This window comes from Geodermatophilus sp. YIM 151500 (assembly GCF_025716945.1).
Lineage (GTDB): Bacteria > Actinomycetota > Actinomycetes > Mycobacteriales > Geodermatophilaceae > YIM-151500.
In genome coordinates, this window is the sequence record NZ_JAOVZT010000007.1 from 13,085 (window position 1) to 28,161 (window position 15,077).

At 75.7% G+C, this 15,077-nt stretch carries 15 protein-coding genes and 3 tRNA genes; 6 read left to right on the forward strand and 12 right to left on the reverse strand.

Annotated elements, in window-relative coordinates:
* Window positions 1-24: 24 nt before the first annotated feature.
* From iolD to iolC, 4 genes are all read right to left on the reverse strand, one after another.
* Window positions 25-1,965: a 3D-(3,5/4)-trihydroxycyclohexane-1,2-dione acylhydrolase (decyclizing) gene (gene iolD, locus OF117_RS13090; RefSeq protein ID WP_263553289.1), complete on the reverse strand. Its 1,941-nt coding sequence runs from the start codon at window positions 1,963-1,965 to the stop codon at window positions 25-27.
* Window positions 1,962-2,897 (reverse strand): 5-deoxy-glucuronate isomerase, encoded by a 936-nt coding sequence (gene iolB / locus OF117_RS13095; RefSeq protein ID WP_263553290.1) that lies wholly within the window; start codon window positions 2,895-2,897, stop codon window positions 1,962-1,964. Before iolB ends, iolD begins: the two co-directional genes overlap by 4 nt.
* 112 nt (window positions 2,898-3,009) lie before the next feature.
* Window positions 3,010-3,942: a class I fructose-bisphosphate aldolase gene (locus tag OF117_RS13100; RefSeq protein WP_263553291.1), complete on the reverse strand. Its 933-nt coding sequence runs from the start codon at window positions 3,940-3,942 to the stop codon at window positions 3,010-3,012.
* Window positions 3,935-4,915 (reverse strand): 5-dehydro-2-deoxygluconokinase, encoded by a 981-nt coding sequence (iolC, locus tag OF117_RS13105; protein ID WP_263553292.1) that lies wholly within the window; start codon window positions 4,913-4,915, stop codon window positions 3,935-3,937. The genes OF117_RS13100 and iolC overlap by 8 nt, the downstream gene beginning before the upstream one ends.
* A 242-nt stretch (window positions 4,916-5,157) precedes the next feature.
* Between iolC and OF117_RS13110 the strand changes: the two genes are divergently transcribed.
* The 4 genes from OF117_RS13110 (at window position 5,158) to OF117_RS13125 (ending at window position 8,952) form a co-directional block, all read left to right on the forward strand.
* Complete coding sequence (locus OF117_RS13110; protein WP_318014246.1) at window positions 5,158-5,895, forward strand: GntR family transcriptional regulator; 738 nt, start codon at window positions 5,158-5,160, stop codon at window positions 5,893-5,895.
* 139 nt (window positions 5,896-6,034) lie between these two features.
* Window positions 6,035-6,256: a hypothetical protein gene (locus OF117_RS13115; protein WP_263553293.1), complete on the forward strand. Its 222-nt coding sequence runs from the start codon at window positions 6,035-6,037 to the stop codon at window positions 6,254-6,256.
* 338 nt (window positions 6,257-6,594) lie between these two features.
* Window positions 6,595-7,917: a M23 family metallopeptidase gene (locus tag OF117_RS13120; protein WP_263553294.1), complete on the forward strand. Its 1,323-nt coding sequence runs from the start codon at window positions 6,595-6,597 to the stop codon at window positions 7,915-7,917.
* A 153-nt stretch (window positions 7,918-8,070) separates the two neighbouring features.
* On the forward strand, window positions 8,071-8,952 hold the full coding sequence (locus tag OF117_RS13125; RefSeq protein ID WP_263553295.1) for an MBL fold metallo-hydrolase: 882 nt from the start codon (window positions 8,071-8,073) through the stop codon (window positions 8,950-8,952).
* 70 nt (window positions 8,953-9,022) lie between these two features.
* Here OF117_RS13125 and OF117_RS13130 read toward each other — a convergent pair whose 3' ends face one another.
* Window positions 9,023-9,238: a hypothetical protein gene (locus OF117_RS13130; RefSeq protein ID WP_263553296.1), complete on the reverse strand. Its 216-nt coding sequence runs from the start codon at window positions 9,236-9,238 to the stop codon at window positions 9,023-9,025.
* Between the two features lie 314 nt (window positions 9,239-9,552).
* Here OF117_RS13130 and OF117_RS13135 point away from each other — a divergent pair, with 314 nt between their 5' ends.
* On the forward strand, window positions 9,553-10,581 hold the full coding sequence (locus tag OF117_RS13135; RefSeq protein ID WP_263553297.1) for a hypothetical protein: 1,029 nt from the start codon (window positions 9,553-9,555) through the stop codon (window positions 10,579-10,581).
* Between the two features lie 28 nt (window positions 10,582-10,609).
* Here OF117_RS13135 and OF117_RS13140 read toward each other — a convergent pair.
* The 3 genes from OF117_RS13140 to OF117_RS13150 form a co-directional block, all read right to left on the reverse strand.
* A tRNA-Phe gene (locus tag OF117_RS13140) sits at window positions 10,610-10,683 on the reverse strand.
* Window positions 10,684-10,707: 24 nt separating this feature from the next.
* Window positions 10,708-10,781, reverse strand: a tRNA-Asp gene (locus OF117_RS13145).
* A 34-nt stretch (window positions 10,782-10,815) separates the two neighbouring features.
* Window positions 10,816-10,888 (reverse strand) — tRNA-Glu (locus OF117_RS13150).
* 154 nt (window positions 10,889-11,042) lie between these two features.
* On the opposite strand from OF117_RS13150, the gene OF117_RS13155 reads away from it, so the two are divergent.
* Window positions 11,043-11,669 carry a hypothetical protein gene (locus tag OF117_RS13155; protein ID WP_263553298.1) on the forward strand — a complete coding sequence of 209 codons (627 nt, stop codon included), beginning with the start codon at window positions 11,043-11,045 and terminating at the stop codon, window positions 11,667-11,669.
* Window positions 11,670-11,747: 78 nt separating this feature from the next.
* Here the strand turns inward: OF117_RS13155 and OF117_RS13160 are convergent, their stop codons facing one another.
* The 4 genes from OF117_RS13160 to OF117_RS13175 all read right to left on the reverse strand — a co-directional run bounded on the left by OF117_RS13160 (window position 11,748) and on the right by OF117_RS13175 (window position 15,066).
* Window positions 11,748-12,077 (reverse strand): hypothetical protein, encoded by a 330-nt coding sequence (locus OF117_RS13160; protein ID WP_263553299.1) that lies wholly within the window; start codon window positions 12,075-12,077, stop codon window positions 11,748-11,750.
* 26 nt (window positions 12,078-12,103) lie between these two features.
* A complete protein-coding gene (locus tag OF117_RS13165; protein ID WP_263553300.1) occupies window positions 12,104-13,753 on the reverse strand; it encodes a metallophosphoesterase in 1,650 nt (549 codons plus the stop codon).
* A gap of 119 nt (window positions 13,754-13,872) precedes the next feature.
* Window positions 13,873-14,475 carry an NAD(P)H:quinone oxidoreductase gene (gene wrbA, locus OF117_RS13170; RefSeq protein WP_263553301.1) on the reverse strand — a complete coding sequence of 201 codons (603 nt, stop codon included), beginning with the start codon at window positions 14,473-14,475 and terminating at the stop codon, window positions 13,873-13,875.
* 147 nt (window positions 14,476-14,622) lie between these two features.
* Window positions 14,623-15,066 carry a GtrA family protein gene (locus tag OF117_RS13175; protein WP_263553302.1) on the reverse strand — a complete coding sequence of 148 codons (444 nt, stop codon included), beginning with the start codon at window positions 15,064-15,066 and terminating at the stop codon, window positions 14,623-14,625.
* Window positions 15,067-15,077 lie beyond the last annotated feature (11 nt).

Consider the following 15,077-nt stretch of genomic DNA (forward strand, 5'->3'; position numbering starts at 1 on the left):
GTCGGACGGGGAGTGCGTGGGTGCTCAGGCGCTCGGGTCGGACGGCGCGAGGTACGGGCGCTGGGCGGCCTTCCAGCCGTCGTAGACGGCGCGGGCCTCCTGCGTGCTCGACAGCGTCGAGACCTCGCTGACCGGCACGTCCCACCACGACCTGCTGGACGGCGCGTCGACCAGCGGGTCGGTCTCGACGTGGACGACCGTCGCCCGCTCGCTCGCCTTGGCCTTGCGCAGCGCCGCCTCGAGGCTGGGGCCGTCCTGGGCGACCAGGACGTCGACGCCCAGGCTGGCCGCGTTGGCGGCGAGGTCGACCGGCAGCACGTCGCCGTCGAGCCGGCCCGACGACGACGACCGGTAGCGGTAGCGGGTGCCGAAGCGCTGCGAGCCCAGGGACTCCGACAGCGCGCCGATCGAGGCGAAGCCGTGGTTCTGCACCAGGACGACGACGATCTTGACGCCCTCCTGGACGGCCGTCACGAGCTCCGTCGGCATCATCAGGTACGAGCCGTCGCCGACCATGACGAAGACGTCGCGGTCGGGGCTGGCCATCCGGATGCCGATGCCGCCGGGGATCTCGTAGCCCATGCACGAGTAGCCGTACTCGACGTGGTAGCCCTTCGGGTCGCGGACCCGCCACATCTTGTGCAGGTCGCCCGGCATCGACCCGGCGGCGCAGACCACCACGTCGCGGGCCGCGGAGACCTCGTTGACCACGCCGATCACCTCGTTCTGGGTGAGCCGGCCGCCCTCCCCGGCGCTGGGGGTCGCCGGGTGGTAGGCGGCCTCGACCGTCGCCTCCCACTCGGCGGCCAGCTCGGCCGTGCGCCGCCGGTGGGCGTCGTCGACCGACCAGCCGGCCAGCGCCTCGGTCAGCGCGGTCAGCGTCTCGCGGGCGTCGGCCTGCACGGTGACGCCCGCGTGCTTGGCCGCGTCCATCGACGCGACGTTGACGTTGACGAAGCGGACGCCCGGGTCGGCGAACGCGGTGCGGGAGGCGGTGGTGAAGTCCTGGTACCGGGTGCCGATCCCGATGACGACGTCGGCCTCGCGGGCGAGGGCGTTGGCCGCGGTCGTGCCGGTCGAGCCGATCGCGCCGACCGACTGCGGGTGGTCGTAGGCCAGCGCGCCCTTGCCCGCCTGGGTCTGCCCGACCGGGATGCCGGTGGCCGTGGCGAAGGCGTCGAGCGCCTCGGTGGCGTGCGAGTAGATGACGCCGCCGCCGGCCACGACCAGCGGCCGACGGGCCGACCGGATCACCTCGACCGCGCGCTGGAGCGCGGCCCGCTCGGGCACCGGCCGGGCGACGTGCCAGGTCCGCTCGGCGAACAGGTCGACCGGCCAGTCGAAGGCCTCGGCCTGCACGTCCTGCGGGAAGCAGAGGGTCACCGCGCCCGCCTCGGCGGGGTCGGTGAGCACCCGCATCGCGCCGAGCAGGGCGCCGGGCAGCTGCTCGGGCCGCCAGATGCGGTCGAAGTAGCGCGACACGGGCCGGAAGGCGTCGTTGACGGTGACGTCGCCGCTGTGCGGCAGCTCCAGCTCCTGCAGCAGGGCCCCGGCCGACCGCGTGGCGAAGGTGTCGGCGGGCAGCAGCAGGACGGGCAACCGGTTGATCGTGGCCAGCGCGGCGCCGGTCAGCATGTTCGTGGAGCCGGGGCCGACGCTGGTCGACACGGCCCAGGTCTGCAGCCGGTCCTTGGCGCGGGCGTAGGCCACCGCGGTGTGCACCACGGCCTGCTCGTTGCGGCCCAGCACGTACCGCAGCGCCCCGGGGTCGTCGAGCTCGGCCTGCAGCAGGGCCTGGCCCAGCCCGGCGACGTTGCCGTGCCCGAAGATGCCGAAGCAGCCGGCGAACAGCCGCTGCCGGTGGCCGTCCCGCTCGGTGTGCTGCTGCGCGAGGAAGCGGACGACGGCCTGCGAGACGGTGAGGCGCACGGTCTCGGTCCGTGCCGGCGGATAGGGCTCGCTCACGGTCGGGACGCTCCGTTCTGGCTCGGTCGGGCGGGTGCGTGCAGCGGCAGGCGCGGGTCGACGTCCTCGTCGGCCCACGTGCCGCGGATCCATGCGTGGTCGGGGTCGTCGACGATCCGCCAGGCCCGCTCGGGGCCGGGCCCGGCCATGACGTTGAGGTAGTAGAGGTGGTGGCCCGGGGCGGCGATCGACGGCCCGTGCCAGCCGTGCGGCACCAGGACGACGTCGCGGTCGCGGACCTCGGCGAGCACGTCGATCGGCCGCTCGGCGGTGCCGTACACCCGGTGGTAGGCCAGCCCCGGCGTGCCGGCGGGCCCGGGCGCCACCTCGAAGTAGTAGATCTCCTCGAGCTCGGTCTCGGCCGCGGAGGTCTCGTCGTGCTTGTGCGGCGGGTACGACGACCAGTTGCCGCCGGGGGTGATCACCTCGCAGGCGATGATCGAGTCGGCCTCGAAGACGTCGGCGGTGGCGAAGTTGTGCACCTGCCGGCTGCACGGACCGGCGCCGCGCAGCTCGACGGGCACCCCGCCGGCCGGCCCGTACCGCACCGGCAGCCGCCGGGACGCGCGGGCGCCGCAGAGGGCGAAGCGGCCGCCGGTGGGGCTGGCCAGCGTCGCCGTGGCGCCGAGCGGCAGGTAGGCGAAGTCGGTGGGACCGGCGAAGACGTCGGAGCGGCCGGCCAGGGTCAGGGTCTTCCCGTCGCAGCCCACGTGGAGCGAGCCGGCGAGCGGGACGACGACGACCTCGTCCGGTCCGGTCTCCAGGGTGTGCGACGCGCCGGCGGCGAGCTCCAGGACCCGCAGGCTCGAGTGACCCCAGCCGGCCGACTCGGGGGTGACCTCAAGGGAGAAGGGGCCGGAGGCGGCGGTGCCGGCGGGCAGGTGCCACGATCGCCCCGGTCGCGCGGGGGCCGGCCGTGCTGCGGTGGTCATGCTGCTCCTCGACGAAAGGGGAGGGCGGCCCTCCTGCAGGGCCTTGTGGTCGGCTGGCCCTCCTGCAGGGCCCCGCCGCGAGCCCGCGAGCGGTGGGGGCAGGAGGGTCCTTTCAGTGGACGAGGGACACGGCGGTGTCGACGGCGGCCTCGACGTCGTCGTCCGGCGGGTAGAGCAGGGTGCGGCCGACGACCAGGCCGCGGACCGCCGGTAGCGCCAGCGCGTCCCGCCAGCTCGCGTAGGTCTCCTCGGGGCGACCGGTCGGGTCGCCGCCCAGCAGCAGGGTGGGCAGGGTCGTGGCGTCCATGACCCGGGCCATCCCGGAGACGACGGGGAGCTTCAGCCAGGTGAAGGCGGAGGTGGCGCCCAGGCCCTGCGCGATGTGCACGGACTTGATCACCGCGTCGGTGCTCAGGTCGTTGACCACCCTGCCGTCCACGCGCCGGGAGAGGAACGGCTCCAGCATCGCCACGACGCCGGCCCGGGCCAGCTCGCTGATCGCCCGGCCGGAGGTCTCCAGCATGGCGACGGTCCCCGCGTCGTCGAGGTCGATGCGGTTGAGCATCTTCGCCGCGTCGAACCGGGCCGCCACGACACCGGCCACGTCGTAACCGGTCATCCGGTCGTCCAGCTCGAAGGAGGCGCCGGCCAGGCCGCCGCGGTTCATCGAGGCCACGACGACCTTGTCCTCGAGCGCGCCGAGCAGCAGCAGGTCCTCGGCGACGTCTGCGGTGGCCAGCAGGCCGTCGACCCCGGGCCGGGCGAGCGCGGCCCGCAGCCGGTCGAGCATCCCGCGGCGGTCGTGCATGGCCGTCGGGCGTCCCTGCGCCGCGAAGGCGCCCCGCGCGGGGTGGTCGGCGGCGACCAGCATCAGCCGGCCGTCGGGTGGCAGGAAGGCGGGCCGGCGCCGGCGCGCCGCCAGGGCGCGGCCGATCGCCCCCGGGTCGCGGCTGCGCAGCTCGGTGACCTCGTCGTAGCTGGTGCAGGCCGGTGCCGCGGTGCCCCGCTGCTCGGCGGGCGCGACGGGGGTGATGGTGTCAGACACGGGTGCCCTCCAGGTCCGTGGTCGCAGCGGCGTGGGCGGCGACGTGCGCCTCGACCTCGGCGGCGGTCGGCATCGCCGTGGAGCACTCCAGCCGGGAGGCGACGATGGCCCCGGCCGCGTTCGCGTTGCGCAGCGTCTGCTCCAGCGGCAGGCCGGTCAGCAACCCGTGGCACAGCGAACCGCCGAACGCGTCGCCGGCGCCGAGGCCGTTGACCACGTCGACCGGCGTCGGCGGGACGACGACCCGCTCGGTGCGGGTGCGGCCGAGCACGCCCTTCGGGCCCTGCTTGACCACGGCCAGCTCGACGCCGGCGTCCAGGAGGGCCTCCGCGGCCCGGTCGGGGTCGGTCTCGCCGACCGCGACCTCGCACTCCTCGCGGTTGCCCACGGCGACGGTCACGTGCGGCAGGGCCGCCCGGACCTGCTCGGTCGCCTCCTCGCGCGAGGACCAGAACATCGGCCGGTAGTCGAGGTCGAGCACCGTGTGCTGCCGGTGGCCGCGGGCCTCCCAGGCGGCGTGGTGCGCCGACCGGCTCGGCTCCTCCGACAGCCCGGTGACCGTCGCCCAGAACAGCCGCGCGCTCCGGACGGCGTCGAGGTCGAGGTCCTCGGGGCGGACCTGGAGGTCGGGCGCGGTCGGGCGCCGGTAGAAGTACAGCGGGAAGTCGTCGGGCGGGAAGATCTCGCAGAAGGTGACCGGGGTCGGGTGCTCGGGGTCGACCACGACCAAGCGGTCGTCGACGCCGAGGTCGCGCAGCGCTCGGCGGACGAACCGGCCGAAGGGGTCGTCGCCCACGCCGGTGACCAGTGCCACCGAGTGCCCGAGGCGGGCGGCGGCGACCGCCACGTTGGCGGCACTGCCGCCGAGGTACTTGCCGAAACTGGTCACGTCCTCCAGGCCGACCCCGACCTGCTGGGGGTAGACGTCGACCCCGCTGCGGCCGAAGGCCAGCACGTCCACGGGCTGTTCCACGGTGGTTTCCGTCCTTCCGCCGAGGCCGTCACGGGCCGGTGTCGCCGCCGGGCGCCTGTGCCCCCCGACTGTGCTCGGGACCACACCGCGCTGTCAATACTTTGTCCTGACATATGTTCATGGCACGGCCGGGTCGGGCTCACCCGACGGGGTCGGCGGGCGCCCGTTGCCGCGATCCCTTCTGCGATCATCGAGCTCACGACCCGCCCCGGCAGGGGAGGGTGCCGGTCGGGAGGAGCACCGTGGCAGCCGTGCCGGCCTTCGACGTCGATCGCTCGAGCCCCACCCCGCTCTACTTCCAGCTCGCCCAGGCGATCGAGGGCGCCATCACCGGCGGCGACCTGCCGGCCGGCTCCCGGCTGGAGAACGAGATCCTGCTGGCCCAGCGGTACGGCCTGTCCCGGCCGACCGTCCGGCGCGCCGTCCAGGAGCTGGTCGACAAGGGCCTGCTGGTGCGCAAGCGCGGCGTGGGCACGCAGGTCATCCAGCCGCACGTGCGCCGCTCGGTGGAGCTGACCAGCCTGTACGAGGACCTCGCGAGCGGCGGGGAGGCGCCGACCACCAAGGTGCTGTCGCTCCAGCGCGTCCCGGCCCCGGCCGCGGTGGCGGACGAGCTCGACCTGGCCGAGGGCGACGAGATCGTCGTCCTGCGCCGGCTGCGGTACTCGCGCGGCGAGCCCCTGGCGCTGATGACCAACCACCTGCCCGGCCGGTTCTCCCCGACCGCGGAGGAGCTCTCCGAGCGCGGGCTGTACCAGTACCTGCGCGCCCAGGGCGTGCACCTGCGGGTGGCCCACCAGCGGATCGGGGCCCGGCTGGCGCGCGCCGAGGAGGCGCGGCTGCTCGACGAGCCGCCGCGGGCGGCGCTGCTGACGATGCAGCGGACGGCCTTCGACGACCAGGGCGCGGCCGTGGAATTCGGGCGGCACGTGTACCGGGCGTCCCGGTACGACTTCGAGGCGACGCTGGTCGGTCGCTGACCGGACGGCGGGGCGGTCGCGGACCGCGGACTCCCTCCTTCGGGCGATGATCGTCACAGCGGGAAACAAGCGGACCGGCGGGGATGTCGAGATACACAGCGACGGAGCTACCGATCCCATCCCCGAGCACGGAGCAGCCATGTCCCGCCACATCCACCTGTCCGGCCTGTCGTCGCGCATGCGCCGCCGCCGCGCCGAGCGTGCCGCCCACCGCACCCTCGCCCGTGAGCTCGCCGGCCTGTCGCCCGTCGAGCGCGACGACCTGGAACTGCTGGTCAGCGCCCGGCCCGCCGCCGGAGCCGACCGCGTCGTCGCGATCCTGCGCGGCCAGGCGGAGGCGCGGCTCCACCGCGTCGCCTGACGACAGCCGCGGGAGCACCGCAGCGAGGAACGAGCGAGGAGCGGACCGCGCCGCGGAGGCAGGTCCGGGGCATCGCCTGACCAGCCACGCCGCACCGCATCCACCCGGTCGAGGGCCGGGCCCTCCGGGCTCGGCCGTCGCCGTCCGCGGACCCGGTCCGCAGGCGGCTCGAGGTGGGCCGATCCGGTGCCGATCGAGTGAGGGAGGGGTGACGGACGACATCACGTGAGGAGGACGTGCCGCGTGTTGCCTTTGTGACTCGCGGTAGCAGTGCGACCCTTCTCCGCAGTCACCCGCCGATCGAGCGACCGCACCACCGCCAGCCAGAGGGAGCGAGCATGCCGCAGCGCCGTCCGACCCCGCGCCCGCGCGCGCGGGTCCGCGGCGCGCGCGGCCGGCTGCCCCGGGCCCTGCTGGTCGGCGTGCTGACCGGCGCCGTCCTCGTCGGGACCGCCGGCCCCGCACAGGCCGTGCCACCGCCTCCGCCCAACCCCAGCGAGCAGCAGCTCGGCGACGCGCAGGCCGCGAAGGACGCCGCGGCGGCCGAGGTGGGCCGCATCGCCGGGCTCGTGGCGCAGGCCGCCGCCGAGCTGGAACGGCTGGCCGTGCAGGCGGAGGCGGCCGGGACCGCGCTCCTGGCGGCCGAGGAAGCCCTCGTCGTCGCCCAGGAGGCGGCGGACCGCGCCGCGGCCGAGCTGCGGCTGGCCGGCGAGGCCGTCACCGCGGCCGAGCGCCGGATCGCCGGCTTCTCCCGCGACAGCTACATGAACGGCAGCACGCTGACCGGCTCGGCGGCGCTGCTGGACGCCGAGGGCCCGGGCGAGCTCATCCAGCGGGCGGCGCTGCTCGACTACGTCGCCGAGACCCAGCTCGACGTGCTCGGCGCGCTGGAGATCGCGAAGGTGCGCCAGGCCAACGCCGACTCGGCGGCCCGCGCGGCCCGGGACGAGATGGCCGCGGCGGAGGCCGCGGCCGAGGCGGCCAAGATCGAGGCCGACCGCCAGGTGGCCGCCCAGCAGACCGCCTACGCCGCGGTCGAGGCGCAGAAGGCCACCTACGAGCAGCAGTTGCAGGACGCGCAGGTGCGCCTGCTCGAGCTGCAGGGCGCTCGGGACGCCTACCGGCAGTGGGTCGCCCAGAAGGAGGCCGAGGAGGCCGCCGCGCGGGCGGAGGCCGAGCGGCTCCGCCGGGAGGCCGAGCAGGCCGCGGCCCGGGCCCGGAGCCAGGGGGGCGGAGGCGGTGGCACCGGAGGCGGCCGCGGCTACGTGCGGCCCACCGGTGGCTACGTCTCCAGCTGCTTCGGCAGCCGCTGGGGCACCCTGCACGGCGGCGTCGACATCGCCGCGCCCATCGGGACCCCGGTCTACGCGGCCACGTCCGGCACCGTCGTGCGCACAGGTGCGGCGACCGGCTTCGGGCTGGCCGTCTACATCCGTGGCGACGACGGCGCGATCACCGTCTACGGCCACGTGAACCGCGAGTTCGTCCGGACCGGCGAGCGCGTCGGCGTCGGCGAGGTCATCGCCGAGGTCGGCAACCGGGGCCAGTCCACCGGGCCGCACCTGCACTTCGAGGTCCACCCCGGCGGATCGATGCACAGCGGGCACACCGACCCGGTGTCGTGGCTGCGCGCCCGCGGCGTCCCGATGGAGCGCTGCTAGACCCGCACCCACCGCAGACCAGCTGCGGTCCGCCACCTCGGGGATCGGTGGCGGGCCGCAGCGCAGGCCCCGGCGCTGTGTCGCAGCGCAGGCCCCACCCCTGATCATCGTCGAGTGGCTGCCCGCCACGCCGATCGGTGCGACCATCCGACCATGATCACCGACGTGCCCCCGCCGGCCGACCCCCGCACCGGCTGGGCGCTGCCCGCGCCCGGCGCGATGCCCCGCACCGCCCGGCTCGAGCCGTTGGTCACCCGGGTGCTCGCGCCGAACCCCTCGGGGATGACCCTCGACGGCACGAACACCTACCTGGTCGGGGAGCCGGGCTCCGGGCAGGCCGTGCTCGTCGACCCGGGGCCGGACGACGCCGCGCACCTCGCCGCCGTCGAGGCCGCGCTGACCGAGCGCGACGCGCGCTGCGTCGCCGTGCTCGTCACCCACCACCACGGCGACCACGCCGAGGCGGCGCAACCGTGGGGAGCGCACTTCGGTGCGCCCGTCGCCGCCGCGCGCCGCGACGTCGCCGGCCCGGCCGGGCGGCTGCTGCGCGCGGGGGAGCGGCTGGTCCTGGCCGGCACGGTGCTCACCGTCGTCCCGACCCCGGGGCACACCGGCGACCACCTCGCGTTCCGGCTGGAGTCGGGCGCGGTGCTCGTGGGCGACCACGTGCTGGGCCGGGGCACCTCGGTGGTGACGCATCCCGAGGGCGACGTCGTCGCCTATCTCGAGTCGCTGCGCCGGGTGCACGACCTGGGGCCCAGCGCGCTCTACTGCGGGCACGGGCCGGAGCTGACCGAGGACCCGGTGGCGGTGCTGGAGTACTACCTGGCCCACCGGGCGTACCGGGAGGTGCAGCTGCTGGGTGCCCTCGCCGGGGGCCCGCGCACGGTCGACGAGCTGGTCGCGGAGGTCTACGCGGACGTGCCGCGCGCGTTGTGGCCCGCGGCGGCCCAGTCGACCCGGGCGACGCTGGGCAAGCTCCTCGTCGAGGGCCGGGTGGAGCCGGGACCGGCGGAGTCTTTACGCCTGCCCTGAGGGCGGTGCGCGGTGGACCGGGCCGTCCCGGCGGCGCGCTGTCCGCAGCCGCCGGGACGCCGGGGTCTGGTCAGCGGATCGCGGGGATCTCGCTGGTGGTGGTGACGGGTGCCCACGCGTCCGGGTGCCGGCGGCCCACGTCGGCCACCCAGCCGGCCGAGCGGTCGGGACGGCCGGAGGCGGCGCGGTCGCCGGCGGCGGGGCGGGCGCTCAGGGTCACGATCAGGGCGAGCAGCACGAGCAGCCCGGCGAGGACACCGCCGATGACCAGGAGCGTCGAGAACATGAACAGAGAGTAATCGGGCGGACCGTTCCGTGTCACCGACCGCCGCGGGGCAGAAGTCACCGAAGTTGGCCGCGCGCTTGCACGAGGTCTGCCGGTTGACGGTGCGGATGCACCCGGGCGGACGGCGGGCCGTCGTCCCGGCGACGCCCATCCTGACCGGTGAGGAGGGCGTTCGTCATCCCTTCGGGCGCCGTCCGGGTTGGCCGACGGATCGCCGGGTAACGGAACCCCGGTGCCTCACCGGTGCCGACACCGTCGTCGTGAGCACCGCCCCCTGCCGCCGCAGTGCTCGACCGCAGGAGGAGCACGGCCGGATGACCTCCGCACCACCGTCCCGCCCGGGCGGGCCGCCGACCGGCCTCCTGCGGGTGGCGAGCATCCCGCACACCGACGCGTACGTCGACGCCGTGCTGCCCGACGGTGCGGTCCGCGTCGGGCCCGCTGCCGGACCGAGCCCCTGGCTGGACCCGACCTACCTGGAGCTGCACGCGCGGACGGTCGACGTGGTGCACCTGCACACCGGGTACGGGCACCTGACCCCGGCGCGGCTCGACCACTGGCTGGGGACGCTGCGCCGGCTCGGCGTCCCGCTGGTGGTGACCGTCCACCAGCTGCGCGACCCGCAGCAGGTGACCCGCGTGCGGCACGACGCGCACCTGGCCGCGGTGCTGACGACGGCGGAGCTGGTCCTGACCCTCACCGCGGGTGCCGCGGAGGAGCTCGCTGCGCGGTTCGGCCGGACGGCGATCGTCGTCGCGCACCCGTCGCTCGCCGTCCCGGTGCCCGAGCTGGGTGGCGAGCGCGGCCTGGTCGGGCTGCCGGTCGGCGGGCCGTCGCCGGCGGTCCCCGATCCGACGGCCGTGGTGCGGGCGGCGCTGTCGGGCGCCAGGTCGGGCGGAGGGCGGCTGCGGGTGCTGGTCGACGTCCGCGACGAGCCCGCGCTGCCGTCCGCCGTCCGCGGCCTGGTCGCCGACGGCGACGTCGGGCTCGTGGTGGTCCGCGGCGACCGGACGGCGCGGCTGCAGCAGCTGCACGTCGCGGTGCTGCCCGAGCGGTGCGGCACCCACTCCCGCGACCTCGAGGTCTGCCGCGACGTCGGCACCCGGGTCGTCGCGCCGAGCTGCGGCTGGTTCGCCGACCAGTGGTCCGACGTGGTCACCTACGGCAACGACGAGCACCGGGGGCTGGACCCGGTGTCGCTGACGGTCGCCGTCGGTGCGGCGCTGGCCCGGCCGATGCCGCGACCGGCCGACCGCGCGTGGCGGACCGAGCAGCGGGCCGCGGTGCGGCGCGTGCACGAGGAGGTGTACGCCCGCGTGGCCGCCGACCGCGTCTGGGTGTGAGGAGGCGCCGGGTGCGGCGCGGAGGGTGTGGGCAGGGGCGGGGTCGAACCGCCGACCTCTCGCTTTTCAGGCGAGCGCTCGTACCGACTGAGCTACCTGCCCCGACCGGTGCGGACCACCGGAGAGCGACCCTGACGGGACTCGAACCCGCGACCTCCGCCGTGACAGGGCGGCGCGCTAACCAACTGCGCTACAGGGCCTTGCTGGTGTTGCTGGTGCTGCTCGTGCGGTGCGTGCCCCCAACGGGGTTCGAACCCGTGCTACCGCCTTGAAAGGGCGGCGTCCTGGACCGCTAGACGATGGGGGCTCGTACGTGCCGGGGGCATGGAGAACGATACATGCCCCGCGCGGGGCGCCGGTGACCACCCCGCCGGCCGTGTCCGGGCGGGACTCGTCCGCTCCGGAAATCGCCGTGCCGTCAATCACGAACGGACCGCCTCGGGGGTGTCACCCTTCTGTGCATGTACGTCCGCCGTGCCGCGTTGCTCGCCTCCTCGCTGTCCCTGGTCCTGCTGACCGCCTGCGCCGGTTCGGGGGACCTCGGGACGGCGGCCGGCGGCGGGGACGCGCCCAGCAGCGCGCCCGCGACCGGGGGTGCGGGCCCGGCCTCGCCGTCCGCCGGCGGGGACACCAGCGCGCCACCCTTCCCGGCCGACGCGACGCCGGACACCGCGGAGCCGTCGGCCGACTCGCAGGGCACCGTGACCGACATCCGGCTCGGCCGGCACGACGGCTTCGACCGGATCGTGCTCGAGCTCGGCGGCACCGGCACGCCGGGCTGGGACGTCCGCTACGTCGACGCGCCGTCGTCCCAGGGCTCGGGGGATGCGGTCGACGTCGCCGGTGGCGCCGTGCTGCAGGTCACGCTGACCGGCACCGCCTACCCGTACGCCACCGGGGTCGAGGAGTACGCCGCCGACGCACCGCTCACCGACCCCGCGGCCCAGGTGGTCACCGAGGTCGTCTTCGACGCCACGTTCGAGGGGCAGACGGTCACCTTCGTCGGGGTGCAGGAGGAAGTGCCCTTCCGGGTGTACAGCCTCGCGGACCCGACCCGCATCGTCGTCGAGGTCGCCGACCCGGCCTGACCCGCGCCACCTGCGGGCGCGACCCGGGAGGCGCGCCCCGGGATGCCGATCGACACCCGCGCCGACCGACCCCGGCGGTCAGCCGAGCGAGGCGGTGACCTCGACGGAGTCGTCGGACACCGAGGTGCATTCCAAGGTGAGCGTCCCGGCCCGGACCGCCTCACCCTCGGCGCACGAGACGCTGGTGCCCGCCACCTCCAGCGACGCCCGCCCGTCCTGCACGCCGCCGAAGCCGAGCGTCGTGCCGAGGATCTCGACCTCCGAGGTGTCCCCGGACAACCGGACGGTGCAGGAGCTCGTCGAGCACGACACGTTCTCGGAGCTGACCGTGCAGCCGGCCAGCGGCGCGAGCAGCAGCCCACCCGCGAGCAGGGCCGCGGGGATGCGGATCGTCGTCCGGGGAGCCATGCCGCGAGCCTAGGCAGGCGGCCCGGTCACCCGGCGGGCGAGGCCGCCGGCGGCGCGCCGGGGTCCGGTGCGGGCGCCTCCGCCGGGCCGATCGGACCGGCCTCGGCGGGCGTCGGTCCGGCAGGCGTCGGCCCGGGCGGTGCCTGCCCGGTGGGTGCCTGCCCGGTGGGTGCCTGCCCGGTGGGTGCCTGCCCGGCGGGCGCAGCCCCGGCCGTCTCGCCCCCCGGCCGCTCGACGACCGTGCGCTCGATGGTCGCCTCGGTGAGCCCGAGGCCGCCCACCGTGATCTCGTCGTAGGCGGTGAGCGCGCCGGTGGCCGAGTCGAAGTAGAGCACCGTGCAGGTCAGCGGCTCGGGGTACTCGCCCTCGAGCGCGCGCAGCCCCGCGCCGCCGGTGGAGCCCTGCACCATGAGCACGGTGCCCTCGTCGAGCTCGGTCACCCTGCGGTCGTGCGTGTGCCCGGCGAGGACGAGCGGGACGACGCCGTCCAGCGGCTCGGCCGTCTTCGGGTCGTGCACCAGCGCCACCGCCGGCGCGGGGTCGAGCGACGCCGCGAAGTCGGCGAGCTCCTCACCGGTCGCCTGCAGCAGCTCGTCGCTGCCGCTGCCGTCGTCCCCGCTGCTCTTGTCCGGGGTGAACCGGGGGTCGGCGGCGCCGACCACGCGGACGCCGCCGACGGTCACGTCGGAGCCGTCCAGGACGGCGGTGCCCGGCTGCGCGGCGATCAGCCCGGCGGTCACCGACGAGTCGTGGTTGCCGCGGATGTAGACGTAGGGCACGCCGAACGCGCCCACCGAGCCGATCAGCTGGTTCTCCGGCTCGCTGCCCCAGTCGGTGATGTCGCCGGTGTCGAGCACGCCGTCGACCTCGAACTGGTCGACCAGCTGCGCGACCAGGTCGAAGCCGGCGGGGTTGAGGTGCAGGTCGGAGACGTGCAGCAGGACCGTGCTGTCGGCGTCCGCGCTGGGCGGGGCGGGCAGCGCGGCGATGGTGGCGTAGAGCGTGGTGACGTTGCCGACCAGGTCCTCCAGCGACGCCCGGTAGGCGTCGAAACGCGCCACGATGTCCTCGGCGCTGCCGATCAGGCTGTTCGCGTTGACCAGCAGGCCGGTGTAGGTGGGCTGGGAGAGCGCCTCGGGCCGCCAGGTGGCCGCGCCGATGCCGGCGGTCCCGGCCAGCAGCACGACCGACAGGCCGGCGGCGATGGCCGGCTCCCGCCGGCGGCGGGTCAGCAGCAGCGCGGCTCCGGCGGCGCCGAGGACGGCAGCACCGGTCGTCGTCCACACCAGCCGGACGACGGCGGACCGCAGGTCGGCGCTGACCTCGTCGACGACCCGGTCGAGTGCGGCCGGGCTGGACACGAGGCTCTGCACACGCACCTCGTCGATGCGGCGGAGCTGGATCTCCAGGCGCAGCGGCCCGTCGTAGGCGTCGACGGCCAGCGAGCCGAGCGGAGGGATGGCCAGGTCGGCGCCGCCGCCCACCGGGCGGAAGGCGAGGCTGGCGTCGAAGGGGCCGATCGGCGCGTCGACCCGGCCGAGCAGCGCCACGCCGAGCAGGGCGCCGCCCACGGTCACGGCCAACCGCGAGCCCCAGCGGCGCGCGGCCGGGAGCAGACGCCGTGCACCGGTGAGCCACGGCCGCGGAGGGCGCGGCGGGGTGCTCGGCTCGGACACGGCGGCCAGGTTAGTGAGCGGCGAGGCCGCCGTCCGGGTCTCCGCGCCGGCCGGCACCCGAACGGGCGGCGCCCCCGCACCGGACGGGTGCGGGGGCGCCGTGCCGTGCGCGGGGTCGCTCAGGCGGCGAGCTTGGCGCTCACCTCGGCCAGGCGGCGGCCCTGGTGGCGGGCGGCGGCCAGCTCGGCGTCGGACGCCGCGGCCGACTTGCCGGCGGAGGCGACGGAGCTGCCGTAGGGGTTGCCGCCGGCCTCGAACAGGATCGGGTCGGTGTAGCCCGGCGGGACGATGACGGCGCCGAAGTGGGAGAACACGTTGAACAGCGTCAGGATCGTCGACTCGATGCCGCCGTGGGTGTTCTGCGCGCTGGTGAAGGCGGTCGCGCCCTTGTTGGCGAGCTTGCCCTGGAACCACAGGCCGCCGAGCGTGTCGATGAACTGCTTGAGCTGCGCGGCGGGCGTGCCGAAGCGCGTGGGCGTGCCGAGCGCATAGCCGTCGGCCCACTCCAGGTCGGCCGGGGTGGCCTCCTCGACCTCGTGCGCGGTGGCGTCGACGTGGGCGCGCCACAGCGGGTTGGAGTCGATGGCCTCCTGGGGCGCCAGCTCCGGGACGCGGCGCAGGCGGACCTCGGCGCCGGCCTCGCGGGCGCCCTCGGCCACGGCCGCGGCCAGCTGGTGCACGTTGCCGGTCGACGAGTAGTAGATGACGGCGATCTTCGCCACGACGGTGCTCCTCGATGGATCGGGGACGGGAGGTGCAGTTGGTTGCACGCTCAACCAATGCCACCGGGGTACATGTTCATCCCGGGTGTGGCGCAAACCTCAATCCCCGGCCCCTCGGGGCAGGTGGCCGGACGTGCCGCGGGGCGGTCAGGCCGCGCCGGCCAGGGTGGGCCGGGCGGGGCGGGCGGGGCGGAACACCCAGCGGAGGGCGATGAAGCGGACCAGGCCGACGGTGGCGGTCACCGACAGCACGAGGACGGCGCCGGTGGCCGGCGACGGGTCGACGACCGCGGCCTCGAGCACGCCCAGCGCAGCGGCCGACATCGCCCAGCCGGCCAGCGCGATGCCACTGCCGGCCCACTGCGCGGTCAGCCAGCCGACCCGTGCCCCGGCCCGGAAGGTCGAGCGGCGGTGCAGCTCGTTGGCCAGCGTCGAGGACGCGACCGCACCGGCGAGGTTGGCCGGTTGGCCGCCCAGCGGCGCCAGGGAGAGGAACAGCACCGCGTACAGCACGTTCGCCAGGCCGCCGGCGAGCAGGAAACGGGTAACTGGGAGAGGACGTCGTCGCGGTGGCGCAGCGTCCGCAGCCACGGTCCGGCCCC

What these genes read in the sequence shown, in the direction of transcription:
- OF117_RS13120 (WP_263553294.1), top strand. Translation starts at nt 6,595, where the DNA reads ATGCCGCAGCGCCGTCCGACCCCGCGCCCGCGCGCGCGGGTCCGCGGC.
- OF117_RS13135 (WP_263553297.1), top strand. Translation starts at nt 9,553, where the DNA reads ATGACCTCCGCACCACCGTCCCGCCCGGGCGGGCCGCCGACCGGCCTC.
- OF117_RS13160 (WP_263553299.1), bottom strand. Translation starts at nt 12,077, where the DNA reads ATGGCTCCCCGGACGACGATCCGCATCCCCGCGGCCCTGCTCGCGGGT.
- OF117_RS13125 (WP_263553295.1), top strand. Translation starts at nt 8,071, where the DNA reads ATGATCACCGACGTGCCCCCGCCGGCCGACCCCCGCACCGGCTGGGCG.
- OF117_RS13115 (WP_263553293.1), top strand. Translation starts at nt 6,035, where the DNA reads ATGTCCCGCCACATCCACCTGTCCGGCCTGTCGTCGCGCATGCGCCGC.
- OF117_RS13130 (WP_263553296.1), bottom strand. Translation starts at nt 9,238, where the DNA reads ATGTTCTCGACGCTCCTGGTCATCGGCGGTGTCCTCGCCGGGCTGCTC.
- iolB (WP_263553290.1), bottom strand. Translation starts at nt 2,897, where the DNA reads ATGACCACCGCAGCACGGCCGGCCCCCGCGCGACCGGGGCGATCGTGG.
- OF117_RS13155 (WP_263553298.1), top strand. Translation starts at nt 11,043, where the DNA reads ATGTACGTCCGCCGTGCCGCGTTGCTCGCCTCCTCGCTGTCCCTGGTC.